Source organism: Streptomyces sp. NPDC012466 (genome assembly GCF_042955215.1).
Lineage (GTDB): Bacteria > Actinomycetota > Actinomycetes > Streptomycetales > Streptomycetaceae > Streptomyces.
Genome location: NZ_JBIBEQ010000002.1, coordinates 244,471 through 268,721, shown reverse-complemented (window position 1 = coordinate 268,721; position 24,251 = coordinate 244,471). Strand labels below are relative to the sequence as shown.

The window sequence follows — 24,251 nt, the reverse complement described above, 5'->3', positions numbered from 1 at the left end:
CCCCGGTCCGGGACCTGACCTCCGGACCGGGGCTCGTGGCCGGTCACCCGGCACCTCAGCGGGTGCCGAACCCGTACACCGTCTCCGAGCGGTACACCGCGCCCGGCCGCAGCACGGTCGTGGGGAAGTCCGGCCGGTTCGGCGAGTCGGGGAAGTGCTGGGTCTCCAGCGCGATGCCGTCGCCGGGCGCGAAGGGCTCACCCAGATGGTCGGCGGTGTACAGCTGGAGGCCGGGCTCGGTGGTCGCCACCGTCAGCACCCGTCCGGACGCCGGGTCGTGCAGCTCGGCGACCGCCACCGGAGCGTCCGTCACACCCTTGTCGAGCACGAAGTTGTGGTCGTAGCCGGAGCCGGTCTTGCGGGCCTCGCGGAAGTCGAAACGCGTACCGGTCACCTCGTCCGGCTCGCCGGCCGGGATCAGGTCCGCGTCGACGGGCGTGTACCGGGAGGCGGCCAGCCGCAGCTCGTGACCGCCCGTGTCACCGGAACCGGCCAGGTTGAAGTAGCTGTGGTTGGTCAGGTTCACCACGGTCGGCGCGTCCGTCACCGCCTCGTACGCGATCCGCAGCGCCCCGCCCTCGTCGAGCGTGTACGTCGCCGAGACCTCCAGCCGCCCCGGGAACCCCTCCTCGCCGTGCGGGCTGACCCGCGTCAGCCGCACGCCGTGCGCGACGGGCTCCGCCTGCCACACCCGCTTGTCGAAGCCGCACGCCCCACCGTGCAACGAGTTCGGCCCGTTGTTCGGTTCCAGTGCGTACGTCCGCCCGTCCAGGGTGAACCGGCCGCCGGCGATCCGGTTGGCGTAGCGCCCGACGAGGGCGCCGAGGTACGGCTCCGGGTGGGCGAGATACCCGTCGAGGTCCGGGAACCCCAGCACCACGTCCCCGGCCCGGCCCTCCCGGTCCGGCACCTCCACGGACTGCACGATCCCGCCGTACGACAGGACCCGCACCCGCACGCCCGCCCGCTCCAGCGTCCAGCGGTGCACCGGGGTCCCGTCGGAAAGTGTCCCGAAGAGTTCGTTCATGTGCGGAACTCTAGGACAGAGCCTGGGTCAGGGGTTCTTCGCGGTGACCGTGCGGTACGCGATCTCCGCCAGCCGGGCCTGTCCGTTCACGCTCGGGTGGAAGTAGTCCCAGCGGCTCAACTGGGCGGTGCCGAAGCGGTAGTCGTACACCGCGCCCCCGTCGTAGCGGCACCGCTTGTCCTCGGCGCAGACCTCCCCGAGGACCTTGTTGTAGTCCTCCACCCGCTGGTGCACCGTCTCCCGACGCAGGGTCGCCGCCGAGTCCAGGGCGTCCGGCTCGCCCAGCATCGACGGGCAGATGCCCAGCTTCCACACCTGCTTGCCCATCGGGCTGGAGCGGCCCTCGGACCACAGCCGCTTCAGGTTGGGCACGCTCGCCACGAACACCTGCGCCTTGGGCAACGCCTCGCGCAGGCTGCGCAGGGAGTCCTCGAAGTCGGCGCGGAAGGCGGAGACCGGAGTCATCGCCGAGGGCGTGGACCGGCAGGCGTCGTTCGCCCCGACCATCACCGTCACCAGCTGAGGTTTCCGCCGCACCGCCTGTGCCATCTGTCCGGGCAGATCGGCCATCCGCGCCCCGGTCACGGCGTAGTTCCAGCTCCGCCGGGCGGCCCCGGTCCTCCCCAGCAGCCGCACCGCGAGCGAGTCGACCTCGGGGCTCGCCCCGGTCGCCCAGGACGCCTCCGGACAGTCCGACAGCACGTCACATGCGTCGAACCCCCGCGTGATGGAGTCACCGACGGCGGCCACGGACCCCGGACTGCGGTCCCACAGGGGTGTGGGCTTCGGCGACGGCTTCGCCGTCTCGGACGGGGCCGCGGCGTCACCGCCCACGGCGTCACACCCGGCGGCACCCAGCACGGCCGCCGCGACCACGGCCACAACGCCCCGAGTGCGACGGCCTCGCTCCCGCATACCTGGTCCCATCCCCTCGCCACGCCGTGCCTGTCTCCCCAACCCATGACAACGCACGAGGGTTCCCGGCCGATCAGGTGCAACGGCTCACACCCGCACAAGCGTCCCCCTGGGTGAATGGCGGGCGTTTCCCGGCACCTGGACCGACCGTACGTCACACTCCTTGCGCCCCCGCACGGTAGCCTCGCCATCAACGTGACCCGCCGGTCACAGCCGTTCCGCCCGTTTGCACCATGTCCCGCTCTGCCCGGAGGTTCCGGTGACGACACGTGGAGTTCTGTACGTGCACTCCGCGCCGCGCGCGCTGTGCCCGCACGTCGAGTGGGCCGTCGCCGGGGTGCTCGGCACACGCGTCAGCCTGGACTGGATCCGCCAGCCGGCCGCACCGGGCACCTGGCGCTCGGAGTTCTCCTGGCAGGGCCAGGCGGGTACGGCGTCCAAGCTGGCCTCGGCGCTGCGCGGCTGGCACCTGCTCCGCTTCGAGGTCACCGCGGAACCCTGCCCCTCCGCCGAGGGCGAACGCTACAGCTGCACCCCCGACCTGGGTATCTACCACGCCGTCACCGGCATCCACGGCGACATCCTCATCCCCGAGGACCGGCTCAGAGCGGCCCTCCAGCGCTCGCAGCGCGGCGAGACCGACCTGGAAGCCGAACTGAGCAAACTCCTGGGCAAGCCCTGGGACGACGAGCTGGAGCCGTTCCGCTACGCGGGCGAGGGCGCCCCGGTCCGCTGGTTGCACCAGGTGGTCTGAGACACACGTGAAGGGCCCCCACCACTCGGGTGGGGGCCCTTCACGTGTGCATGAACGCTGCTCAGATCGTGCGGAACGCCAGCACCACGTTGTGCCCGCCGAAGCCGAACGAGTCGTTCAGCGCGGCGATACGGCCCTCGACCGGCAGCTTGCGAGCCTCACCGCGGACGACGTCGGCGTTCGCCTCGGCCTCCGGGTCCAGGTTCTCGACGTTGATGGTCGGCGGGGCCACCCGGTGGTACAGCGCGAGCACGGTCGCCACCGTCTCGACACCACCGGCACCACCCAGCAGATGTCCGGTCATCGACTTCGTCGCGGACACCGCGAAGTGGTCGGCGTCGTCGCCGAACACCTTCCGCAGCGCCTTGAGCTCGGCGATGTCACCGGCCGGCGTGGACGTCGCGTGCGCGTTGACGTGCACGATCTCCGCCGGGTCCAGGTCGTTGCGCTCCAGCAGGTTCTGCAGGGCGTGCGAGATGCCCCGCCCCTCCGGCTCCGGCTGCACGATGTCGTGCGCGTCGGCGGAGATGCCCTGCCCGACCGCCTCGGCGTACACCCGGGCACCGCGCTTGGCGGCGTGCTCGGCGGACTCCAGGACGACGACACCGGCGCCCTCGCCGAGGACGAAGCCGTCACGGGCGGTGTCGTAGGGACGCGACGCGCCCTGCGGGTCGTCGTTGTTCTTGGACATCGCCATCATGTTGCCGAACGCGGCGATGGGCAGCGGGTGGATCGCCGCCTCCGTGCCACCCGCGACGACGACGTCGGCGCGGCCGGTGCGGATCATCTCGATGGCGTAGCCGATGGCCTCGGCGCCCGAGGCGCAGGCGGAGACCGGCGTGTGCACGCCCGCCCGGGCGCCCACGGCCAGTCCCACGTTGGCCGACGGGCTGTTGGGCATCAGCATGGGCACGGTGTGCGGGGAGACGCGGCGGACGCCCTTCTCCTTCAGCACGTCGTACTGGTCGAGCAGGGTCGTCACGCCGCCGATGCCGGAGGCGATGACCGCGCCCAGCCGGTCGGGGTCGATGGCGGGGTCCTCGCCGGCCTTGGCTTCGAAGCCGGCGTCGGCCCAGGCCTCCTTGGCCGCCACCAGCGCGAACTGCGCCGAGCGGTCCAGTCGGCGGGCCTGCGGCCGCGGGATGACCTCGGTCGGCTCCACGGCGACCGGGGCCGCGATGCGGACCGCCTGGTCGGCGGCCCACTCCTGCTCCAGGGGCTTGACACCGGACTTGCCGGCGATCAGGCCCTCCCAGGTAGAGGCTGCGTCGCCACCCAGCGGTGTGGTTGCGCCGATACCGGTGACGACCACGGTGCGATTGGTCGAGCTCACGGGAATTCTTTCTCCAACGGATCCGAGGATTAAGCGGCGCCACCGCCGGGTGGCGGGGCAGTCAGCCAGTAGGTCTGATCGGCTGATCAGGCCTGGTGCTTGAGGATGTAGTCGGTCGCGTCACCGACGGTCTTGAGGTTCTTGACGTCCTCGTCGGGGATCTTGACGTCGAAACGCTCTTCGGCGGCGACGACGACCTCGACCATGGACAGCGAGTCGACGTCCAGGTCGTCGGTGAAGGACTTGTCCAGCTGGACGTCCTCAACCGGGATGCCGGCGATCTCGTTCACGATCTCGGCGAGACCGGCGACGATCTCTTCCTGAGTGGCGGCCATGTTGGCGCTCCTTCGTAGATATCCAGAGGGTGTGGCAGGTGTTTCCTCCCGTGCCGGATCGCATGATCCGGCACGGAGTGCCTAGGGGAGGGTAACGACAGTCGCGGCGTACACGAGACCCGCCCCGAAGCCGATGACGAGCGCGGTGTCGCCGCTCTTTGCCTCTCCGGTCGCCAGGAGCCGCTCCATCGCGAGCGGGATCGAGGCGGCCGAGGTGTTGCCGGTGGTGCGGATGTCACGCGCGACCGTGACGTGCTCCGGCAGTTTCAGCGTCTTCACCATCGAGTCGATGATCCGCACGTTGGCCTGATGCGGGATGAAGACGTCCAGGTCGTTCACGGTGAGCCCGGCCGCGTCCAGCGCCTGCTGGGCGACCTTCGCCATCTCGAACACGGCCCAGCGGAACACCGCCTGGCCTTCCTGGGTGATCGCGGGGAACTTCTCGACCGTCCCGTCGCGGTAGTCCGTCCACGGCACGGTCTGCTTGATGGTCTCGGACTTGTCGCCCTCGGAGCCCCACACGGTGGGGCCGATCGCGGGCTCCTGGGCCGGGCCGACCACGACCGCGCCGGCGCCGTCCCCGAACAGGAAGGCCGTCGCGCGGTCCTCCAGGTCCGTCAGGTCGCTCAGCCGCTCGACGCCGATCACCAGCACGTACTCCGCCGAACCCTCGACGACCATGCCCTTGGCGAGCGTGAGGCCGTAGCCGAAGCCCGCGCAGCCCGCCGAGATGTCGAACGCGGCGGCCTTGGCGGTGCCCAGCTTGTCCGCGATCTCGGTGGCGACGGCCGGGGTCTGCTTGAAGTGCGAGACGGTCGAGACGATCACGCCGCCGATCTGGTCGGCGGAGATGCCCGCGTCGGCGATGGCCTTGCCGGACGCCTCCAGCGACATCGCGGCGACGGTCTCCTCGTCGGAGGCCCAGTGCCGCGTCTCGATGCCGGAGCGCGAGCGGATCCACTCGTCGGACGAGTCGATCGTCTCCAGGATCACCTCGTTCGGCACGACCCGGGTCGGGCGGTAGCCGCCCACACCGAGGATGCGCGCGTACGGGGCGCCCTTGCTGGGCTTGATCTTCGCCATGCTCTCGGGCTCCTTCTCAGGCACTCTGCTCGGCGATGAGCGCGCGGGCGGCGTCGAGGTCGGCGGGGGACTTCAGGGCCAGCGTCTTCACCCCGGGCAGGGCCCGCTTGGCGAGACCGGTGAGGGTGCCGCCGGGGCACACCTCGATCAGGGCGGTGACGCCGAGCTCCTTGAAGGTCTCCATGCACAGGTCCCAGCGGACCGGGCTGGCGACCTGGCCGACCAGACGCTCCAGCACCTCGGCACCGCCGGCGACGGTCCGCCCGTCCTTGTTCGACACGTAGGTGACCTTCGGGTCGCCGGGCGCCAGCGCCTCGGCGGCCTTGGCCAGCGTGTCGACCGCCGGTGCCATGTGGTGGGTGTGGAAGGCTCCGGCGACCTTCAGCGCGACGACCTTGCGCACGCCCTCGGGCTTGTCCGCCTCCAGCGCGGCGAGCTGCTCCTTGGTGCCGGCCGCGACGATCTGGCCCGCGCCGTTGATGTTCGCCGGGGTGAGGCCCAGCTTCTCCAGGTGCGGAACCGTCACCTCGGGGTCGCCGCCCAGCAGCGCGGCCATCCCGGTCTCGGTGACCGCGGCGGCCTCGGCCATGCCGAGCCCGCGGGTGCGGACCAGGCGCAGCGCCTCCTCGTGGGGCAGCACCCCGGCGAGCGAGGCGGCGGTGAACTCGCCGACGCTGTGCCCGGCGATGGCGCCGACCTGGCGCGGGAGGTCGGCCGGGTCCTCGAAGAGCAGGGACGCGGACACCAGTCCGGCCGCGACCAGCAGCGGCTGCGCCACCGCGGTGTCGCGGATCTCCTCCGCGTCTGCCTCGGTGCCGTAACGGATCAGGTCGAGTCCCGCGGCGTCCGACCAGGCCTCGAGGGCACCGCGAACACCGGGGAGGTCGAGCCATTCGGTCAGGAAGCCGGGCGTCTGAGCGCCCTGGCCGGGAGCGACGAGTACGAGCACTCTCACACTCTCTCTTGGGTACGGGCACGGCCGCCCGTGGGGACAAGGACGAAGAACACGAGGGGGTTTTGTCGAGCCTCGACAAAACCTTAGGGCTGGAGATCTCCATCGACCAGACGCCCCAGGATCAGCGCGATCCGCAGTGTGAACGCAGAGCGTACATCGGAGGGTGACCAACCGGTGACGTCAGTCACACGTCGAAGCCGGTAGCGGACGGTGTTGGGATGGACGAACAGCATCCGTGCGGCGCCCTCCAGACTGCTCGCCTGTTCGAGGTAGACGCTGAGGGTCTCCAGGAGCGCGGCCCCGGCTTCCTCCAGTGGTCTGTAGATCTCCTCCACCAGTTGCTCACGGGCCGAGGGGTCCCCGGCCATCGCCCGCTCGGGCAGCAGGTCGTCCGCCAGGACCGGGCGCGGGGCGTCCTGCCAGGCCGAACACGCCTTCAGCCCGGCCGCGGCGGCCTGCGCGGACCGGGTCGCGGCGAGCAGGTCGGGCACCACCGGGCCCGCCACGACCGGCCCGGCCGCGAACGGGCCGATGAGCGACTTGGCGACGGCCAGCGGGTTGTCGCTGCCGCCCGCGATGACGACCAGCCGGTCGCCGAGCACCCCGGTGAGCACCTGGAGTTTGGCGTGCCGGGCCGCGCGCCGTATGGCCTCGACGGTCAGCTCGCTGTCCCCGTCGGGCGCCGTGCCGAGCACCACGCACACGTGCTCGGGGGAGTTCCACCCGAGGGCGGCGGCCCGTGACACGGCCCCCTCGTCGGCCTCGCCGCTGAGCACGGCGTTCACGACCAGGGACTCCAGCCGGGCGTCCCACGCACCGCGTGCCTCGGCGGCCTGCGCGTACACCTGGGCCGTGGCGAAGGCGATCTCGCGGGCGTAGACGAGCAGCGCCTCGCGCAGCACCCTCTCGTCGCCGGGGGCCGCGACCTCGTCGATCGCGCTCTCCATGACCTCGATGGTGGTGCGCACCATCTCCACGGTCTGGCGCAGTGTGATCGCCCGGGTCAGCTCGCGCGGCGCGGTGCCGAACACATCGGTGGAGATGGCCTGCGGGGCGTCCGGACGCCGGAACCACTCGGTGAACGCGGCGATGCCCGCCTGTGCGACCAGACCGATCCAGGAACGGTTCTCCGGGGGCATGGCCCGGTACCAGGGCAGCGTCTCGTCCATCCGCGCGATGGCCTGCGCGGCGAGCGATCCGGACGACTTCTCCAGCCGCTTCAGCGTCGCGGCATGCGGATGGACGTCGTGGGCTGCGGCTTCGTTCTTGCTGGTTTCGGGTTCGGGCACGGGGACAAGACTGCCTTATCCGGACGGGAAGGTGGGCTGCCGGGTCTACCGTGGACTTCGTGATGGACATGCGGCGCGCGGGCGAGCGCTACCAGGGCGGCGACCCGGCGGCCGGAATCGAGTCGCGGCACGCCTTCTCCTTCGGCCCCCACTACGACCCGGACAACCTCCGCTTCGGCGCGGTGCTCGCGTGCAACGAGGAGCGGCTCGCGCCCGGCGCCGGATTCGACGAACACCCCCACAGCCACACCGAGATCGTGACGTGGGTGGTGGAGGGCGAGCTGACCCATCGGGACTCCGCCGGGCACGAGTCGGTCGTACGGCACGGCGATGTGCAGCGGCTCAGCTCGGCGGGCGGGGTGCGCCATGTGGAGCGCAACGACGGCCCGGAGCCGCTGACCTTCATCCAGATGTGGCTGGCCCCGCTCCGGCCCGGCGGCGACCCGTCCTACGAGGTCGTCCGCGGCATCGCGGACTCCACGCCCTACGCGCTCCCGGAGGCCGGCGCGATGCTGCACGTGCGGCGCCTCGGGCCCGGGGAGCGGACGGCGGTGCCGGACGGGCCGTACACGTACGTGCATGTCGTCCACGGTGACGTCCGCCTGGACGGCGAGGAACTGCACGCGGGCGACGCGGCCCGGATCACGGACGCCAAGGGCCTGGAGGCCGAGGGTGTGACCGCCGCGGAGCTGCTGATCTGGGAGATGGCCTAGAGGCCGGGCCCCCTACAGCTCCGCCAGCACCGCGTCCGTGAAGGCCGGCCACGCCTCGGTCGCCCACGGCCCGAACGCCCGGTCCGTCAGCGCCACACAGGCCGCGCCCGCGTCCGGGTCGACCCACAGGAACGTACCCGACTGCCCGAAATGCCCGAACGTGCGCGGCGAGGACGAGGACCCCGTCCAGTGCGGCGACTTGGAGTCGCGGATCTCGAACCCGAGCCCCCAGTCGTTGGGGTTCTGGTGGCCGTACCCCGGCAGGACACCCTTCGTGCCCGGGAAGTGCACGGTCATCGCGTCGGCGACCGTACGCGGATCCAGCAGGCGCGGTGCCTGCACCTCGGCGGCGAACCGCAGCAGGTCCTCGACCGTCGACACCCCGTCCTTGGCCGGGGAGCCCTCCAGGGTCGTCGAGGTCATACCCAGCGGCTCCAGCACGGCCTGTCGCAGGTACTCGGCGAACGGGATGTCGGTGGCCTTCGTCACATGGTCGCCGAGCTGCTCGAAGCCGGCGTTGGAGTACAGCCGGCGTTCCCCGGGCGGTGCCGTGACCTTGTGCTCGTCGAAGGCGAGGCCCGAGGTGTGCGCGAGCAGATGCCGGACCGTCGACCCGGTGGGGCCCGCCGGTTCGTCGAACTCGACGGCACCCTCCTCGTAGGCGACGAGCACCGCGTAGGCGGCGAGCGGCTTGGTCACCGACGCGAGCGGGAACCGCTGCCCGGCCGGGCCGTGCGTGCCGAGGACGGTGCCGTCCGCTCGTACGACCCCCGCCGCAGCGGTGGGAACCGGCCAGTTCTCGATCAGCGCGAGGCTCTTCAGCGACATGCTTTCGAGCCTATGCGCTCAGAGCGTCAGCTCCGGCAAGGGGTCGGGCTTGGGCCGGAAACCGAGGGAGACGTACAACGGCTCGGCCTGAGCCGAGGCGGTCAGCTGTACACGCCGGGCGCCGCGCTCGCGGAACCACTCCAGCGGCGTGGTCATGCGGGCGCGCGTACCCTCCCCAAGCTCTCGACTTCGCTCGACCAGGGGATACCCCCATCGCCGCGCGCCAGGTGGCGACGCTGAACACAAAGCCCACCCTGCCCTGCGGGTCGCCCGGCTTGCCGACGCGCTGGTCGATCGTCCCGGCCACCAGCGAGGCCAGCGCCCCTTCCCGCTCGGGGTGGTCGACGACGGACGCCGCGAACTCCCCGTCCCGCTCGCCGAGTCCGCCCCTCAGGCTTGGCGAGCCGCGGGACTTCCTCGGCGTTCTCGGGCAAGGCGCGACGCACCACACTCGTGACTCCGTACGCTGACCAGCCGGATCAAGAAGTGTCCTGCCGATTTCTTACCGTCGGCGCTTGCTTGGAGTGCACTCCAAGGTTCTAGCGTTGGGGTCATGACGGTGATGGAGACCACGGGCACCAGGACCGACACCTGCGCCGGACCGCCGCAGCAGAACCGGCGCCCGGACGGCGAGGACCGCTACACGATCAGCGAGGTCGTCGCCCTGACCGGACTGACGGCACACACCCTGCGCTGGTACGAGCGGATCGGCCTGATGCCGCACATCGACCGCTCCCACACCGGCCAGCGCCGCTACACCAACCGCGACCTCGACTGGCTCGACCTCGTCGGGAAGCTCCGTCTGACGGGCATGCCGGTGGCGGACATGGTCCGGTACGCGGAACTGGTGCGCGAGGGCGACCACACCTACGGCGAGCGCTTCGAGCTGCTGAAGACGACCCGCGAGGACGTTCTGGCCAGGATCGACGAACTCCGGGGCACGCTCGCCGTGCTCGACCGGAAGATCAGTTTCTACGCGGACGCCGGGCGGGCCCTGGCGTCGGAGAGGTCCCGATGACGGACGGCAGGATCACGACGGCGAAGCTCGGCGACAACGGCCCGGAGGTGGGCGTCCAGGGCCTCGGTTGCATGGGCATGAGCTTCGGCTACGGCCCCTCGGACGCGGACGCGTCCCGGGCCACCCTCGAACGGGCGCTCGAACTGGGCGTCACTCTCTACGACACGGCCGACGCGTACGGCGCCGGCGAGAACGAGCGGTTCCTGTCACCGTTCTTCAAGGCCCATCGTGACGAGGTCGTCATCGCGACCAAGTTCGCCCTGTCGATCCCCCCGGACGACCCGACGCGGCGCATCGTCCGCAACGACCCGCCCTACATCCGCCAGGCCGTCGAGGAGAGCCTGAAGCGCCTCGACGTCGACGTCATCGACCTCTACTACATGCACCGGCGCGATGTGAACGTGCCGATCGAGGAGAGCGTCGGCACCATGGCCGACCTGGTCCGCGAGGGCAAGGTCAAGCACCTCGGCCTGAGCGAGGTCACGGCCGGTGAACTGCGTGCCGCCCACGCCGTCCACCCCATCGCCGCCGTGCAGTCGGAGTGGTCGCTGTTCAGCCGCGACATCGAGACGCACGTCGTCCCCGCCGCCCGCGAGCTGGGCGTGGCCCTCGTCGCCTACTCGCCCCTCGGCCGCGGCTTCCTCACCGGCTCCTTCACCAACGCCGAGCAGGACCTGAGCGCCGGTGACTTCCGCCGCCAGCAGCCCCGCTTCACGGGGGAGAACGCCACGGCGAACGCGACCCTGCTGGAGCTGATCCGCTCGGTGGCCAAGGCCCACGACGCGACCCTCGGTCAGATCGCCCTGGCCTGGACCCAGCAGCAGGCGACGATCCACGACCTCCCGGTCATCCCGATCCCGGGCACCCGCAAGCCCGGCAGGGTGGAGGAGAACACTTCGGCGACCAGGATCGTCCTGACCGACGAGCAACTGGACCTGCTGGACGGCATAGCCGCCCAGGTGGCGGGCAACCGCTACGCGGACATGACGTTCACGTCGGCGGGCCGCGAGTAGAGGTCCTCGGACACGGGGAACTGCGCGACCGGCCACCGGCCGGCGCGCAGCACCCCGCCGACGCTAGAGCTGCGCCAGCAACTCCGCCTTCTTGACCGAGAACTCCTCATCCGTCACCAATCCGGCCTGATGCAACTCACCCAGGTGACGGATCCGCTCGGCGATGTCCGCGGGATCACGGCGCGGCGCGGCCGCGGCCACGGCCGCCACCGGGCTGGACGTCCGCACGGCCGCCAGCACCGCCGCGGCGAACGGCAGGGACTCGTGAACCGGCCCGTATCCCAGCCCGAACACCACCGCGGCCGGGTCCTGATCGGCCTGTGAGGCGGACCCCGCCGCCTCGTCCCGCCGCAGCAGCCGCAGATGCCCCTCGAACACCTCCGGCGAGCGCCACTCCACACCGTTCAGCTCTCCGACGGAGAAGCTCTGGTCGCCGGCCTTCCACTTCGCCGAGGACGCGCCTGTCCAGAACCACCGGAAGTTCACGGTCCGCCCGTCGAAGGACGCCTTGCCGTCGTACGCCTTGAACGACAACGGCCCCTCGGGCGGCGGTACGAGGAACCGTTCGGACGGCCCGGACTCCGTCAGCAGGGTCCGCAGCTCGTCGGCGTAGTACTCCGCGAGGACCTCCCGGTCGGCGGGCAGCACCAGCCGGTAGGGATCGCCGCTCTCCTTCAACTGCCCGGCGGCCGCCTCCATCAAGGGGTCCGCCCCGGGGCGCGGTTCGACGCGCAGCACGACCGTGCCGTGTTTCCCGCGCGTCAGCGTCACTCCGGCGATCGCCTCCAGGGGGACACGACGTTCCCCGAGGGCCTGGAAGAGCTTGGGTGTTCGAATCCCCCGTTCGTAGCGGATGAGCACGGAGTCGGACTCGAACTCCCAGGCGGCATGAAATCCGGCCAGTACGTCACCCATGCGGCTCATCGTATGCGGCACGCGCTCCTCCGTCCCCCTCCCGAGCAGACCGCAATTCCTTCGCCTCTACGCGCGTCAGGCCGCCGCCGTGCCGGACAAACCGGTACGGCAGACGCCGTCTTCGTGCGCGCAGTGCACCGAGCGGTATGCGCCGACGCCGATCTCTGCGAAATTGAACAGACTTGCCGTTCCCGGCTCGAAGTAGCCCGCGTGACCCTTCGCGCCCGCCGCCGACAGCACCCGCGCCCCGAACCCGGAGGACACCGGGTCGGCACCGTGGCCCAGCCCGCCGACCTCCAGATAGGGCACGTCCTGGATCCAGTCGTCGGAGTCGCGCATCGCCCACACCCGGGCGGTGGTGTCCAACTGCGCGGCCTTCTCGACGCGCATGCCCGGGCTGCCGGCCACCGCGATGTCGGACACCCGGCCGGGCAGCGCGGGAGCCGCGACCCCGCACACCACGGAGCCGTAGCTGTGGCAGAACAGCGAGACCGGCGAACGGCCAGGCAGCGCCCGCACCAGGGCGTTCAGCCGTACGGCACCCTCCTTGGCGCGCATCGCCGTGGCCGAGTCGATGCCGAGCCCGCTGGGCGCGGTGTAGTCCGCCCAGGCGATGACGGCCGTACGGGTCGAGGGGCTGACCTTGCGCTCGGCCGCGTACAGGGACGTGGCCATGCCGACGGGCGCCGAGTACTTCCGGCTGGTGCGCTGGAAGGTGAGCAGGTCGGTGTCGACGCCGGGGACGACGACCGAGACCCGCTCCGCCCTGCGCAGGTTGCCGAAGACCTCCGCCACCCGGCCCGAACCCTCCGGGTCGAAGGCCAGGATGTGCCGGCCCGGCTCCATGAGGTCCTCGAAGCGGTGCATCCTGCGCCCCGCCTCGCGCTGCCCGGCTTGCGTGAGGCGCTTGTCGTGCATGCGTTCCCGCTCGACCTTGCGGGCCTTGGCGAGCGCGAGGTGGTTGGCGCGGTAGCGCATCTCGACCGGCGCGCCGTTCATGTTGCCCACCGCGAGTGAGTACTTGCGGATCAGGGTCGAACGGTCCTGCTCGGTGAGCGAGGTGAAGAAGCGGGCCAGCATCGCCGGCTCGGACTGCGGGTCCGGCAGCCGGTGCCCGCCGATCCGGCCGTGCTCCCAGGCGGAGAGCGAGGCTTGGAGCGGCGTGGCGCCCCGCTGGTTGCGCAGGGCCGTCCAGCCGGTGGTCGCCAGCATCACGAACACGACGGCCAGAGCGAGCAGTGCGCGCCAGACGTTCAGTTGCGGGGAGGTGTCGAAGGAAGTCACTGAAAGGACACACTAGGAGAACGAGAGGGTCTCGCGTCAACCAAGTGACCGGGATCACGTTTCGTCGGGTGCGCTAAGGGGACCGCTCCGCACGCCAGTTCCCGGCCAGGGCGGGGCCCACCTGGTCCAGGTATGTCGTGGTGAGTTCGCGCATTCCGTCGAGGCTGAGGTCGTCCCCCGCGGACCACAGCCGCTCGGTGACACGAATCACGCCGCCGAAGAGGGCCACGACGATCCTCGGCCGGGGATCGGCGTCCACGTCGAGCCCCTCGCGCTCGGCGATGATGCACGCGAGCTGCTCCTCCAGCTCCGCCGACCGCCGCAGATGGGCGGCGAGCAGCGCGGGTGTCGACTCGATCACCCGGTAGACGCGCATGTGGAGCTCGATCGGCACGAGCTCCTCGACGGCCTCGTTGATCGCGTCCCAGCTCTCCAGCACGGCCCGGCGCAGCGCCTCCAGCGGCACCTCGTCCGGCGGGCGGGTCCGCAGGGCCTCGACGACGAGCGTCTCGGCGAGGCGCGGCACGAAGAACGCCGTCTCCTCCTTGCCGGCGAAGTAGCGGAAAAAGGTGCGCTGCGAGACGTCCACGGCGGCGGCGATGTCGTCGACGGTCGTCTCCTCGTACCCGCGCGTGGCGAACAGTTCCAGCGCGGCCCGCAGCAGTGCGTCCCGGGTGCGCTGTTTCTTTCGTTCGCGCAGGTTCAAGACAAGCCTCTCGTCTGAAGTGTTTGCCCAGTTCAGGCTATACGGGGATGTCGTGTCAGTAACCGGCTAGTGAATTGGTTTGTCAATTGTCAGTGACTGTCACTAGCCTCGCGGCATGACTAGTCAGACCACCATCGACACGACGGGGCCGGGGGGCAAGGAACCGGCGTCGCCGTCGGGCGCGGCGCCGGCCAAGGGGCTGCGAGGGCACCCCTGGCTCACCCTCATCACCGTCGCTGTGGGGGTCATGATGGTGGCCCTCGACGGCACCATCGTGGCCATAGCCAACCCGGCGATACAGAAGGACCTCGGCGCCACGTTCGCCGAGGTCCAGTGGATCACCAACGGCTACTTCCTCGCCCTCGCGGTCTCCCTGATCACCGCGGGCAAGCTCGGCGACCGCTTCGGTCACCGGCAGACCTTCCTCATCGGCGTCGTCGGCTTCGCCGCCGCCTCGGGCGCGATCGGCCTGTCCGACAGCATCGCGTTCGTCGTCGTCTTCCGCGTCCTTCAGGGCCTGTTCGGCGCGCTGCTGATGCCGGCCGCGCTCGGCCTGCTGCGCGCCACCTTCCCGGCCGAGAAGCTCAACATGGCCATCGGCATCTGGGGCATGGTCATCGGCGCGTCCACCGCGGGCGGGCCGATCCTCGGCGGTGTGCTCGTCGAGCACGTCAACTGGCAGTCCGTGTTCTTCATCAACGTGCCGGTCGGTGTCCTCGCCGTCGTCCTCGGCGTGCTGATCCTGCTCGACCACCGGGCGGAGAACGCCCCGCGCTCCTTCGACCTCCTGGGCATCGCCCTGCTGTCGACCGCCGTGTTCTGCCTGGTGTGGGCGCTCATCAAGGCCCCGCCGTCCGAGTGGGGCTGGGGCGACCCGAAGACGCTCGGCTTCCTCGGCGCCTCGGTGCTGTGCTTCGCGCTCTTCGCCTTCTGGGAGACGAAGGTGAAGGAGCCGCTGATCCCGCTCGCGCTGTTCCGCTCCGTGGCGCTGTCCGCCGGTGTCGTGCTGATGGTCCTGATGGCCATCGCCTTCATGGGCGGCCTGTTCTTCGTGACGTTCTACCTCCAGAACGTGCACGGCATGAGCCCGATCGACGCGGGCCTGCACCTGCTGCCGCTCACCGGCATGATGATCGTCGGCTCGCCGCTGGCCGGCGCGATGATCACCAAGTTCGGGCCCCGCGTCCCGCTCGCGGGCGGCATGGCGTTCACCGCGATCGCCATGTACGGGATGTCCACGCTGGAGACGGACACCGGCAGCGCCGTCATGTCGCTCTGGTTCGCCCTGCTGGGCCTCGGCCTGGCGCCGGTCATGGTCGGTGCGACCGAGGTCATCGTCGGCAACGCGCCGATGGAGCTCTCGGGCGTCGCGGGCGGTCTCCAGCAGGCCGCCATGCAGATCGGCGGCAGCCTCGGCACGGCCGTGCTGGGTGCCGTCATGGCCTCCAAGGTCAACAGCGACCTCGCCGGCAACTGGGAGAAGGCGGGCCTCCCGCCGCTCACCCCGGAGCAGGAGCACCAGGCCTCCGAGGCGGTCCAGGTCGGCGTCCCGCCGGTGGCGCCGGGCACGCCGGACGCGATCGCCGCGAAGATCACGGGCGTCGCGCACGACACGTTCATCTCGGGCATGAGCGCGGCCTCGCTCGTCGCGGCCGGGGTCGCCGTGGTGGCCGTGCTGGTCGCGTTCCTCACCAAGCGCGGTGAGAACGCGGAGGCCGGCGCGGGCGCGGCGCACATCTGACGCTCCCCGGCGGCTCGTTCGCCTATCAGGGTGAACGGAACCGCCGAACCCTCCCCTTCGGCAGGCGCGGCAGGTCACAGTGGGTCAAGTCCTCCGCAGGGCATGGAGGACGGACGCTGCGGCGCGCTGCCGGAGGGGGGCAGCGCGCAGGCGGCGGGATTGAAGCCCGCTGACGGGGTACTCGCCATGCCGTACCCGAAAAGAACCCCAACCGACCGAGGGTTTACGGGAGTTGATGATGGCGAGCTTCGGACACGGTACGCGCAGGCACCCCCGCTCACGTGGCCGGACGTGGTCACGGACCGGGACGGATCGCGCGACACTCGGACTCATCGGAGTCATCTGCGCCGTTGCGGGCTTCTTCGTGCTGGGGATCGTTCTCGGTCCCGCCGCGATGGTCTGCGGCTGGCTCGCCATGGGCCGCGCGTGGTCGGGCTCCCGCCCCACCGCGGCCGTGATCGCCCTGGTCCTGGGCGCCATCGACACGCTCCTGGCCGTCATCTGGCTGTCCGGAGCGGCCACACCGGGCGTGGGCGTGTTCTGACCCGGGTGAACAGTGTGAGAAGGGCCCCCGGCCGCTCGGCCGGGGGCCCTCTCGTCATTCCACCGGGGTGCCCTTGAGCGCCGCCAACTCTCCCCGCAGCGCCCGCACCTCCTCCGTCAGCTCCCGTATCGCCTCGGTCTGCCGCCGCTCCTCGACGTCGTCCTTCTCGAACCGCGCGATGAACCACGCGGCGATGTTCGCCGTCACCACACCGAGCAGCGCGATCCCGGACAGCATCAGCCCGACCGCCAGCATCCGCCCCAGCCCGGTGGTCGGCGCGTGGTCCCCGTACCCGACGGTCGTCATCGTCGTGAAGGACCACCACACCGCGTCACCCAGCGTCCTGATGTTCCCGTCCGGCGAGTCCCGCTCCACCGAGAGCACGGCCAGCGACCCGAACATCAGCAATCCGACCACCGCGCCCACGACATACGTCGTCAGTCTTATCTGCGAGGCCATCCGCGCCCGCTGCCCGACCAGCAGCAGCGTCGACACCAGGCGCAGCAGCCGCATCGGCTGAAACATCGGCAGCAGCACCGCACCCAGATCGAGCCAGTGCGTCCGCACGAAGGCCAGCCGGTGCGGTGCGAGCATCAGGCGTACGCCGTAGTCGAGGGCGAACGCGGCCCACACCACCCACTCGACCGCCGTGCACACCTCGACGACATCCCGGTCCGCGTCCGGCCGGACGATCGGCACGGCGTAGGCGACGGCGAACGCCAGGGCCAGGCCGAAGAGGGGGCGCTGTGTGTGCTGTTCCCAACGCAGTTGGGCCGACTGCTGCTGCATGGCCGCATCGTAGAAAAGGTGAAGGGGTGGTGTGCCCACGGTGTCCGTGAGGCTCACCACCCCTTGACAGGGCTTGACGTGTTATGCGTCGCCGCCCGCGGCGCCCGGGTCCGCCGCCGACACGTCGAGCAGCTGGTACCGGTCGATGGCCTGCTTGAGCACCGAGCGGTCGACCTTGCCCTCACGGGCCAGCTCGGTCAGCACCGCCACCACGATCGACTGCGCGTCGATGTGGAAGAACCGCCGGGCCGCGCCCCGCGTGTCCGCGAAGCCGAAGCCGTCCGCGCCGAGCGACTGGTACGTCTGGGGCACCCAGCGCGCGATCTGGTCCGGAACCGACCGCATCCAGTCCGAGACGGCCACGACCGGCCCCTGCGCGTCCGCCAGCTTGCGCGTCACGTACGGCACCCGCTGCTCCTCCTCGGGGTGCAGCAGGTTGTGCTGCTCGCAGTCCACGGCCTCGCGCCGCAGCTCGTTCCAGGAGGTCGCCGACCAGACGTCCGCCTTGACGTTCCACTCCTCGGCCAGCAGCTTCTGCGCCTCGACGGCCCAGGGGAGCGCGACACCGGACGCCAGGATCTGCGCCGGGATCGAGCCGGCCGTGCCCTCGCTGAACCGGTAGAGGCCCTTGAGGATGCCGTCGACGTCGACGTCGTCCGGCTCGGCGGGGTGCTGGATCGGCTCGTTGTAGACGGTCAGGTAGTAGAAGACGTCCTCGCCGTGCGGGTGCTCCTCGGAGGAGCCGTACATCCGGCGCAGGCCGTCCTTCACGATGTGCGCGATCTCGAAGCCGAACGCCGGGTCGTAGGCCACGCAGCCCGGGTTCGTGGAGGCCAGCAGCTGCGAGTGGCCGTCCGCGTGCTGGAGCCCCTCACCGGTCAGGGTCGTACGGCCGGCGGTCGCGCCCAGGACGAAACCGCGCGCCAGCTGGTCGGCCATCTGCCAGAACTGGTCGCCGGTGCGCTGGAAACCGAACATCGAGTAGAAGACGTAGACCGGGATGAGCGGCTCGCCGTGCGTGGCGTACGCCGACCCGGCCGCGATCAGCGACGCCGTGCAGCCGGCCTCCGAGATGCCGTCGTGCAGCATCTGGCCGTTCGGCGCCTCCTTGTAGGCGAGCAGCAGATCGCGGTCGACCGACTCGTACTGCTGGCCGAGCGGGTTGTAGATCTTCGCACTCGGGAAGAACGAGTCCATGCCGAACGTGCGGTACTCGTCCGGCGCGATCAGCACGAACCGCTTGCCGATCTCCTTGTCCCTCATGAGGTCCTTCAGGAGCCGGACGAAGGCCATCGTCGTCGCGATGGACTGCTGGCCCGAGCCCTTCTTCACGGTCGCGTACGTCTTCTCCTCGGGCAGCGCCAGCGGCTTGGAGCGGACCACACGCGTGGGCACGTAACCGCCGAGACCCTTGCGGCGGTCGTGCATGTACTGGATCTCCTCCGAGTCCCGGCCCGGGTGGTAGTACGGCGGCACGCCGGACTCCAGCTCCTTGTCCGGGATCGGCAGGTGCAGACGGTCGCGGAAGCGCTTGAGGTCGTCGACCGTCAGCTTCTTCATCTGGTGCGTGGCGTTGCGGCCCTCGAAGTTCGGGCCCAGCGTCCAGCCCTTGATCGTCTTGGCGAGGATCACCGTCGGCTGGCCCTTGTGCTCCACGGCCGCCTTGTACGCCGCGAAGATCTTCCGGTGGTCGTGGCCGCCGCGCCCCAGGTGCAGGATCTGGTCGTCGGTCATGCCCTCGACCATCGCCCGCAGCCGGTGGTCGTCACCGAAGAAGTGGTCGCGGATGTACGCGCCGGTCTCCGTGGCATACGTCTGGAACTGCCCGTCCGGCGTGGTGTTCATCTTGTTGACCAGCACACCGTCGCGGTCCTGGGCCAGCAGCGGGTCCCAGGTGCGGTCCCAGACCAGCTTGATCACGTTCCAGCCGGCACCGCGGAAGATCGACTCCAGCTCCTGGATGATCTTTCCGTTGCCGCGCACCGGGCCGTCGAGGCGCTGGAGGTTGCAGTTGACGACGAACGTGAGGTTGTCCAGGCCCTCGCGGGCGGCGATGGAGAGCTGGCCCAGCGACTCCGGCTCGTCCATCTCGCCGTCGCCGAGGAACGCCCAGACGTGGGACTTGGAGGTGTCGGCGATCCCGCGCGCCTCCATGTAGCGGTTCATGCGCGCCTGGTAGATCGCGCCGATCGGGCCGAGGCCCATCGACACCGTCGGGAACTCCCAGAAGTCCGGCATGGACCGCGGGTGCGGGTACGACGACAGCGCGTGCGGCGCCTTCGACTTCTCCTGGCGGAAGCCGTCCAGGTGCTGCTCGCTGAGCCGGTCCAGCAGGAAGGCGCGGGCGTAGATGCCCGGGGAGGCGTGGCCCTGGAAGAAGACCTGGTCGCCGCCGTCGCCCTCGTCCTTGCCGCGGAAGAAGTGGTTGAAGCCGACGTCGTAGAGCGAGGCGGAGGACGCGAAGGTGGCGATGTGGCCGCCGACGCCGATGCCGGGGCGCTGGGCCCTGGAGACCATCACCGCGGCGTTCCAGCGGGTGGCGTTGAGGACCTTGCGCTCGATCTCCTCGTTGCCCGGGAAGAACGGCTCGCTCTTGGTGGGGATGGTGTTGACGTAGTCCGTGCTGCGCATCTCCGGCACGGCCACGCGCTTCTCGCGGGCCCGCTCGATCAGCCGCAGCATCAGGTAGCGGGCGCGCTCCCGGCCGCGCTCGTCGACGGCGGCGTCGAGGGAGTCGAGCCACTCCTGCGTCTCTTCGGGATCGAAGTCAGGAACCTGACTCGGAAGGCCGCCAATGATGATCGGGTTGCGATCGGATGCGGAAGCCACGCTGTTCCTTACCTGTCAGAGGGCCGTGCGAGGGCCGCTGTTTCGCTGTCGTCGCTGGGCGTCGTCGCTGGGGGCTGCGCCGTTCCCCATGGTCCACCTCGGGGCCGTGAATCGTCATCTCTACCGGACGGTAACCCGAGCATGAGATCGACTCCGCCTCGGCTTCGTGACGTATGGGGCGAATACATTCGAGTCTCGTACCCACAGACGATTCCCAAACGCGCAAACAGGGCAGAAAGGTGTGGTGTACGTCACCTAGGGCCATGATGGTGTGCCTGGAGTTGCGGCGACACGGCCAGGATCGTCACCGTTTCGGCGGTCTGAACGGCCGGGTACTTGCGCGATCGGTCCCGCCCGTGTGGACTACGGCCAATGCTTCGCGCACGCGCGTGGCTGAGATATTTCCAAAACATGATCAGGAGGCAACCCGTGAGCGCGACCGCGGACCACGCGGAGGAGCGGACGAACCCTGCCGCCAGGCTGGGGTTCCAGCCCGGGCAGGTGGTCCAGGAGATCGGCTACGACGACGACGTGGACCAGGAGCTCCGCAAGGCCATCGAGGGCATCATCGAGGCCGACCTGGTGGACGAGGACTACGACGACGTGGCCGATGCCGTTGTGCTGTGGTTCCGTGACGACGACGGCGACCTGACGGATGCGCTGGTGGATGCCACCACGTACATCGAAGAGGGCGGCGCGATCCTGCTCCTGACGCCGAAGACCGGCCGTTCGGGGTACGTGGAGCCGAGCGACATCTCGGAAGCCGCCACCACGGCGGGTCTGACGGCGTCCAAGAGCGTCAGCGTCGGCAAGGACTGGAGCGGCAGCCGGCTGGCGACGCCCAAGGCCGCCAAGTCCAAGCGTTAGTCGTACGGCGGGGCGGGCCGGCGCTGTCGGCCCGCCCTCCGGCCTGTCCCGGTGCCTGCGTAGGGTGGTCCCACCCGAGGAGACCACGAAGGGACACCCACAGCGATGGCGATCCAGGTCGGCGAGAAGGCCCCCGACTTCGAGCTCAAGGACAACCACGGCCGGTCCGTGCGGCTGTCCGGCTTCCGGGGCCGCAAGAACGTCGTGCTGCTCTTCTACCCCTTCGCCTTCACCGGCGTGTGCACCGGCGAACTGTGCGAGCTGCGTGACAACCTGCCGCAGTTCTCCGACCGCGACACCGAGCTGCTCGCCGTCTCCAACGACTCCATCCACACCCTGCGCGTCTTCGGCGAGCAGGAGGGCCTGGAGTACCCGCTGCTGTCGGATTTCTGGCCGCACGGCAACGTCTCGCGGGCCTACGGCGTCTTCGACGAGGACAAGGGCTGCGCCGTGCGCGGCACCTTCGTCATCGACAAGGAGGGCGTCGTGCGGTGGACCGTCGTCAACGGCCTGCCGGACGCGCGCGACCTGAACGACTACGTGAAGGCGCTCGACTCCCTGTGACGCCGGTCGGGCGGCAAGCGCTCGACACCCGCCGAATTGTCGGCCTCAGGGCCTGCGTGCGGCGGGAACCCGTCACTAGGATCGACTCGTTGATCCGACATCCGAGCACAACGGGGCATCCCGCCCCTGGACACCAATGGAGGACTCGTGGGAGTCAGCCTCAGCAAGGGCGGCAACGTATCGCTGAGCAAGGAGGCGCCGGGCCTGACCGCGGTCATCATCGGTCTGGGGTGGGACGTCCGCACCACGACCGGCACGGACTTCGACCTGGACGCCAGCGCGCTGCTGCTGAACAACTCCGGCAAGGTCGGCAACGACCAGCACTTCATCTTCTTCAACAACCTCAAGAGCCCGGACGGCTCCGTCGAGCACACCGGTGACAACATCACCGGTGAGGGCGAGGGCGACGACGAGCAGATCAAGATCAACCTCGCCGGCGTCCCGGCCGACATCGAGAAGATCGTCTTCCCGGTGTCCATCTACGACGCCGAGACCCGCCAGCAGTCCTTCGGCCAGGTGCGCAACGCGTTCATCCGCGTCGTCAACCAGGCCGGCGGCGCCGAGATCGCCCGGTACGACCTGAGCGAGGACGCCTCCACCGAGACCGCCATGGTCTTCGGCGAGCTCTACCGGCACGGCGCGGAGTGGAAGTTCCGCGCCATCGGCCAGGGCTACGCCTCGGGTCTGCGCGGCATCGCGCAGGACTTCGGTGTGAACGTCTGAACCACCTGACGGGCCCTGCGACAGGGCCCCGAGGTCTTCTTGTCCGGCGCCGCACGGTTTACGTGCGGCGCCGGACGTGCAGGACCACCTCAGTAACACCACCGGGCCGGTGGCCCAAGGGGAGGGACAGCATCATGGGCGTCACGCTCGCCAAAGGGGGCAATGTCTCCCTGTCCAAGGCCGCACCCAACCTCACTCAGGTGATGGTCGGGCTCGGCTGGGACGCGCGCTCCACCACCGGAGCGCCCTTCGACCTCGACGCAAGTGCCCTGATGTGCAACAGCGGGCGCGTGCTCGGGGACGAGTGGTTCGTCTTCTACAACCAGCTCAAGAGCCCGGACGGCTCGGTCGAGCACACCGGTGACAACCTCACCGGCGAGGGCGACGGCGACGACGAGTCGCTCCTGATCGACCTCTCCAAGGTCCCGCCGCAGTGCGACAAGATCGTGTTTCCCGTCTCCATCCACATGGCCGACGAGCGTGGCCAGACCTTCGGCCAGGTCAGCAACGCCTTCATCCGTGTGGTGAACCAGGCCGACGGCCAGGAGCTCGCCCGCTACGACCTGAGCGAGGACGCCTCCACGGAGACCGCGATGATCTTCGGCGAGCTCTACCGATACCAGGGCGAGTGGAAGTTCAGGGCCGTGGGGCAGGGGTACGCGTCGGGACTGCGGGGCATCGCACTGGACTTCGGGGTCAACGTCTCATAACGCGTTATGAGCAAAATCCAGGGGCCAGTGGGGTGCGCAGGGGGCCCGACTAGACTTCGGCTTCAAAAGTTCGTAAAGCCGGGTACGGCGCGGGGGAGCCCCGTACACACACGATTGGGTAGCCAGTGGTTCTGAAAACCTTCGGGTGGTCGTTCGCGGTCACCGCGCTCGGCCTGGTCGCGGCGGTCTTGTTCGGCGGGTGGACCGCGCTCGGCATCGTCGCGATCCTCTCCGTCCTCGAGATCTCGCTGTCCTTCGACAACGCGGTGGTCAACGCCGGGATCCTGAAGAAGATGAATGCCTTCTGGCAGAAGATCTTCCTCACGATCGGCATTCTGATCGCCGTCTTCGGCATGCGGCTGGTCTTCCCTGTCGTGATCGTCGCGATCAGCGCCCAGCTGGGCCCGATCAAGGCCGTCGAACTCGCCCTGAACGACAAGGACCGCTACCAGCAGCTGGTGACCGACGCCCACCCGTCGATCGCCGCCTTCGGTGGCATGTTCCTGCTGATGATCTTCCTGGACTTCATCTTCGAGGACCGGGACATCAAGTGGCTCGGCTGGATTGAGCGCCCGCTGGCCAAGCTCGGCAAGGTCGACATGCTGTCGGTCTGCATCGCGCTGATCGTCCTGCTGATCTCGGCGATGACCGTCGCCACCCACGCCCACCAGCACGGCGGCACCCACGTCGACAAGGCGGAGACGGTCCTGCTCGCCGGCATCGCCGGTCTGATCACCTACATGATCGTCGGCGGCCTCTCCGGCTACTTCGAGGACAAGCTCGAAGAGGAGGAGGAGCGCGAGCACGAGGCGGAGGAGGAAGCCGAGCGCAGCGGCAAGCCCCGCTCGGCGGTCCAGCTGGCCGGCAAGGCCGCGTTCTTCATGTTCCTCTACCTCGAGGTCCTGGACGCGTCGTTCTCCTTCGACGGCGTGATCGGCGCGTTCGCCATCACCAACGACATCGTCCTGATGGCCCTCGGTCTCGGCATCGGCGCCATGTACGTCCGGTCGCTGACGGTCTACCTGGTCCGCCAGGGCACCCTCGACGACTACGTCTACCTGGAGCACGGCGCGCACTACGCCATCGGCGCCCTCGCCGTGCTTCTGCTCGTCACCATCCAGTACCAGATCAACGAGATCATCACCGGCCTCATCGGCGTCATTCTGATCGCCGCCTCCTTCTGGTCCTCCGTGCGCCGCAACAAGGCGCTGGCGGCGGCCGAGGGAAAAGCCGGCTCGGACGAGAAGACTGAGGTCTCGTCCGGGGTGTGACACCCCTCCGGGTGAGGAACGCTCTGTGCGGGGCGGCCACCGAGG

At 69.8% G+C, this 24,251-nt stretch carries 24 protein-coding genes and 1 pseudogene; 11 read left to right on the top strand and 14 right to left on the bottom strand.

The annotated features are described in order from the left end of the window. Positions 1 to 55: 55 nt before the first annotated feature. On the bottom strand, positions 56 to 1,027 hold the full coding sequence (locus tag ACFY9E_RS08770) for a galactose-1-epimerase (RefSeq protein WP_390980777.1): 972 nt from the start codon (positions 1,025 to 1,027) through the stop codon (positions 56 to 58). 27 nt (positions 1,028 to 1,054) lie between these two features. Then, a complete protein-coding gene (locus ACFY9E_RS08765) occupies positions 1,055 to 1,942 on the bottom strand; it encodes an SGNH/GDSL hydrolase family protein (protein ID WP_390980775.1) in 888 nt (295 codons plus the stop codon). A gap of 259 nt (positions 1,943 to 2,201) precedes the next feature. Between ACFY9E_RS08765 and ACFY9E_RS08760 the strand changes: the two genes are divergently transcribed. Then, the gene (locus ACFY9E_RS08760; RefSeq protein WP_363122290.1) at positions 2,202 to 2,696 is read left to right on the top strand and encodes a DUF3145 domain-containing protein; all 495 of its coding nucleotides are present in this window, start codon (positions 2,202 to 2,204) and stop codon (positions 2,694 to 2,696) included. A gap of 61 nt (positions 2,697 to 2,757) precedes the next feature. Here the strand turns inward: ACFY9E_RS08760 and fabF are convergent, their stop codons facing one another. The 5 genes from fabF to fasR all read right to left on the bottom strand — a co-directional run bounded on the left by fabF (position 2,758) and on the right by fasR (position 7,691). After that, on the bottom strand, positions 2,758 to 4,029 hold the full coding sequence (gene fabF / locus ACFY9E_RS08755; RefSeq protein ID WP_390980773.1) for a beta-ketoacyl-ACP synthase II: 1,272 nt from the start codon (positions 4,027 to 4,029) through the stop codon (positions 2,758 to 2,760). 86 nt (positions 4,030 to 4,115) lie between these two features. Further along, positions 4,116 to 4,364, bottom strand: coding sequence for an acyl carrier protein (locus tag ACFY9E_RS08750; RefSeq protein WP_030341284.1), 249 nt, complete (start codon positions 4,362 to 4,364; stop codon positions 4,116 to 4,118). 81 nt (positions 4,365 to 4,445) lie between these two features. Next, on the bottom strand, positions 4,446 to 5,447 hold the full coding sequence (locus ACFY9E_RS08745) for a beta-ketoacyl-ACP synthase 3 (RefSeq protein ID WP_390980770.1): 1,002 nt from the start codon (positions 5,445 to 5,447) through the stop codon (positions 4,446 to 4,448). A gap of 16 nt (positions 5,448 to 5,463) precedes the next feature. Then, a complete protein-coding gene (locus ACFY9E_RS08740; protein WP_390980768.1) occupies positions 5,464 to 6,396 on the bottom strand; it encodes an acyltransferase domain-containing protein in 933 nt (310 codons plus the stop codon). Between the two features lie 89 nt (positions 6,397 to 6,485). Then, positions 6,486 to 7,691 carry a fatty acid biosynthesis transcriptional regulator FasR gene (fasR, locus tag ACFY9E_RS08735; RefSeq protein WP_030836904.1) on the bottom strand — a complete coding sequence of 402 codons (1,206 nt, stop codon included), beginning with the start codon at positions 7,689 to 7,691 and terminating at the stop codon, positions 6,486 to 6,488. A 62-nt stretch (positions 7,692 to 7,753) separates the two neighbouring features. On the opposite strand from fasR, the gene ACFY9E_RS08730 reads away from it, so the two are divergent. Then, entirely contained in the window at positions 7,754 to 8,404 is a 651-nt protein-coding gene (locus ACFY9E_RS08730; protein WP_390982019.1) for a pirin family protein, read from the top strand. 12 nt (positions 8,405 to 8,416) lie between these two features. Here ACFY9E_RS08730 and ACFY9E_RS08725 read toward each other — a convergent pair whose 3' ends face one another. Both ACFY9E_RS08725 and ACFY9E_RS08720 read right to left on the bottom strand, forming a co-directional pair. Beyond that, positions 8,417 to 9,232, bottom strand: a complete 816-nt coding sequence (locus tag ACFY9E_RS08725; RefSeq protein WP_390980766.1) for a serine hydrolase — start codon at positions 9,230 to 9,232, stop codon at positions 8,417 to 8,419. A gap of 18 nt (positions 9,233 to 9,250) precedes the next feature. Further along, positions 9,251 to 9,683: pseudogene (locus tag ACFY9E_RS08720) on the bottom strand (GNAT family N-acetyltransferase). A gap of 102 nt (positions 9,684 to 9,785) precedes the next feature. On the opposite strand from ACFY9E_RS08720, the gene ACFY9E_RS08715 reads away from it, so the two are divergent. Together ACFY9E_RS08715 and ACFY9E_RS08710 are read left to right on the top strand one after the other, a co-directional pair. Then, a complete protein-coding gene (locus tag ACFY9E_RS08715; RefSeq protein WP_020271715.1) occupies positions 9,786 to 10,250 on the top strand; it encodes a MerR family transcriptional regulator in 465 nt (154 codons plus the stop codon). Beyond that, positions 10,247 to 11,263 (top strand): aldo/keto reductase, encoded by a 1,017-nt coding sequence (locus ACFY9E_RS08710; RefSeq protein ID WP_390980764.1) that lies wholly within the window; start codon positions 10,247 to 10,249, stop codon positions 11,261 to 11,263. Before ACFY9E_RS08715 ends, ACFY9E_RS08710 begins: the two co-directional genes overlap by 4 nt. 63 nt (positions 11,264 to 11,326) lie before the next feature. Here the strand turns inward: ACFY9E_RS08710 and ACFY9E_RS08705 are convergent, their stop codons facing one another. The 3 genes from ACFY9E_RS08705 to ACFY9E_RS08695 all read right to left on the bottom strand — a co-directional run bounded on the left by ACFY9E_RS08705 (position 11,327) and on the right by ACFY9E_RS08695 (position 14,168). Beyond that, a complete protein-coding gene (locus tag ACFY9E_RS08705; RefSeq protein ID WP_390982016.1) occupies positions 11,327 to 12,187 on the bottom strand; it encodes a DUF4429 domain-containing protein in 861 nt (286 codons plus the stop codon). A 66-nt stretch (positions 12,188 to 12,253) separates the two neighbouring features. After that, complete coding sequence (locus ACFY9E_RS08700; RefSeq protein WP_390980762.1) at positions 12,254 to 13,462, bottom strand: alpha/beta hydrolase; 1,209 nt, start codon at positions 13,460 to 13,462, stop codon at positions 12,254 to 12,256. Between the two features lie 73 nt (positions 13,463 to 13,535). Further along, entirely contained in the window at positions 13,536 to 14,168 is a 633-nt protein-coding gene (locus ACFY9E_RS08695; RefSeq protein WP_390980760.1) for a TetR family transcriptional regulator, read from the bottom strand. A 115-nt stretch (positions 14,169 to 14,283) separates the two neighbouring features. Between ACFY9E_RS08695 and ACFY9E_RS08690 the strand changes: the two genes are divergently transcribed. Both ACFY9E_RS08690 and ACFY9E_RS08685 read left to right on the top strand, forming a co-directional pair. Then, a complete protein-coding gene (locus ACFY9E_RS08690) occupies positions 14,284 to 15,909 on the top strand; it encodes a DHA2 family efflux MFS transporter permease subunit (protein WP_390980758.1) in 1,626 nt (541 codons plus the stop codon). Positions 15,910 to 16,144: 235 nt separating this feature from the next. Continuing rightward, a complete protein-coding gene (locus ACFY9E_RS08685; protein WP_390980756.1) occupies positions 16,145 to 16,453 on the top strand; it encodes a small hydrophobic protein in 309 nt (102 codons plus the stop codon). A gap of 54 nt (positions 16,454 to 16,507) precedes the next feature. Here ACFY9E_RS08685 and ACFY9E_RS08680 read toward each other — a convergent pair whose 3' ends face one another. Beyond that, positions 16,508 to 17,242: an ion channel gene (locus tag ACFY9E_RS08680; protein ID WP_390980754.1), complete on the bottom strand. Its 735-nt coding sequence runs from the start codon at positions 17,240 to 17,242 to the stop codon at positions 16,508 to 16,510. A gap of 81 nt (positions 17,243 to 17,323) precedes the next feature. Continuing rightward, entirely contained in the window at positions 17,324 to 20,071 is a 2,748-nt protein-coding gene (aceE, locus tag ACFY9E_RS08675) for a pyruvate dehydrogenase (acetyl-transferring), homodimeric type (RefSeq protein WP_390980752.1), read from the bottom strand. A gap of 429 nt (positions 20,072 to 20,500) precedes the next feature. Between aceE and ACFY9E_RS08670 the strand changes: the two genes are divergently transcribed. The 5 genes from ACFY9E_RS08670 to ACFY9E_RS08650 all read left to right on the top strand — a co-directional run bounded on the left by ACFY9E_RS08670 (position 20,501) and on the right by ACFY9E_RS08650 (position 24,206). Continuing rightward, the gene (locus ACFY9E_RS08670) at positions 20,501 to 20,938 is read left to right on the top strand and encodes a DUF3052 domain-containing protein (RefSeq protein ID WP_062926619.1); all 438 of its coding nucleotides are present in this window, start codon (positions 20,501 to 20,503) and stop codon (positions 20,936 to 20,938) included. 105 nt (positions 20,939 to 21,043) lie between these two features. Next, positions 21,044 to 21,502: a redoxin domain-containing protein gene (locus tag ACFY9E_RS08665; RefSeq protein ID WP_390980750.1), complete on the top strand. Its 459-nt coding sequence runs from the start codon at positions 21,044 to 21,046 to the stop codon at positions 21,500 to 21,502. 147 nt (positions 21,503 to 21,649) lie between these two features. Next, positions 21,650 to 22,225, top strand: a complete 576-nt coding sequence (locus ACFY9E_RS08660; RefSeq protein WP_390980748.1) for a calcium homeostasis/redox stress adaptation protein — start codon at positions 21,650 to 21,652, stop codon at positions 22,223 to 22,225. Positions 22,226 to 22,359: 134 nt separating this feature from the next. Then, complete coding sequence (locus ACFY9E_RS08655) at positions 22,360 to 22,935, top strand: TerD family protein (protein ID WP_390980746.1); 576 nt, start codon at positions 22,360 to 22,362, stop codon at positions 22,933 to 22,935. A gap of 125 nt (positions 22,936 to 23,060) precedes the next feature. Beyond that, a complete protein-coding gene (locus ACFY9E_RS08650) occupies positions 23,061 to 24,206 on the top strand; it encodes a DUF475 domain-containing protein (protein WP_390980744.1) in 1,146 nt (381 codons plus the stop codon). The last annotated feature ends 45 nt before the right edge of the window (positions 24,207 to 24,251 follow it).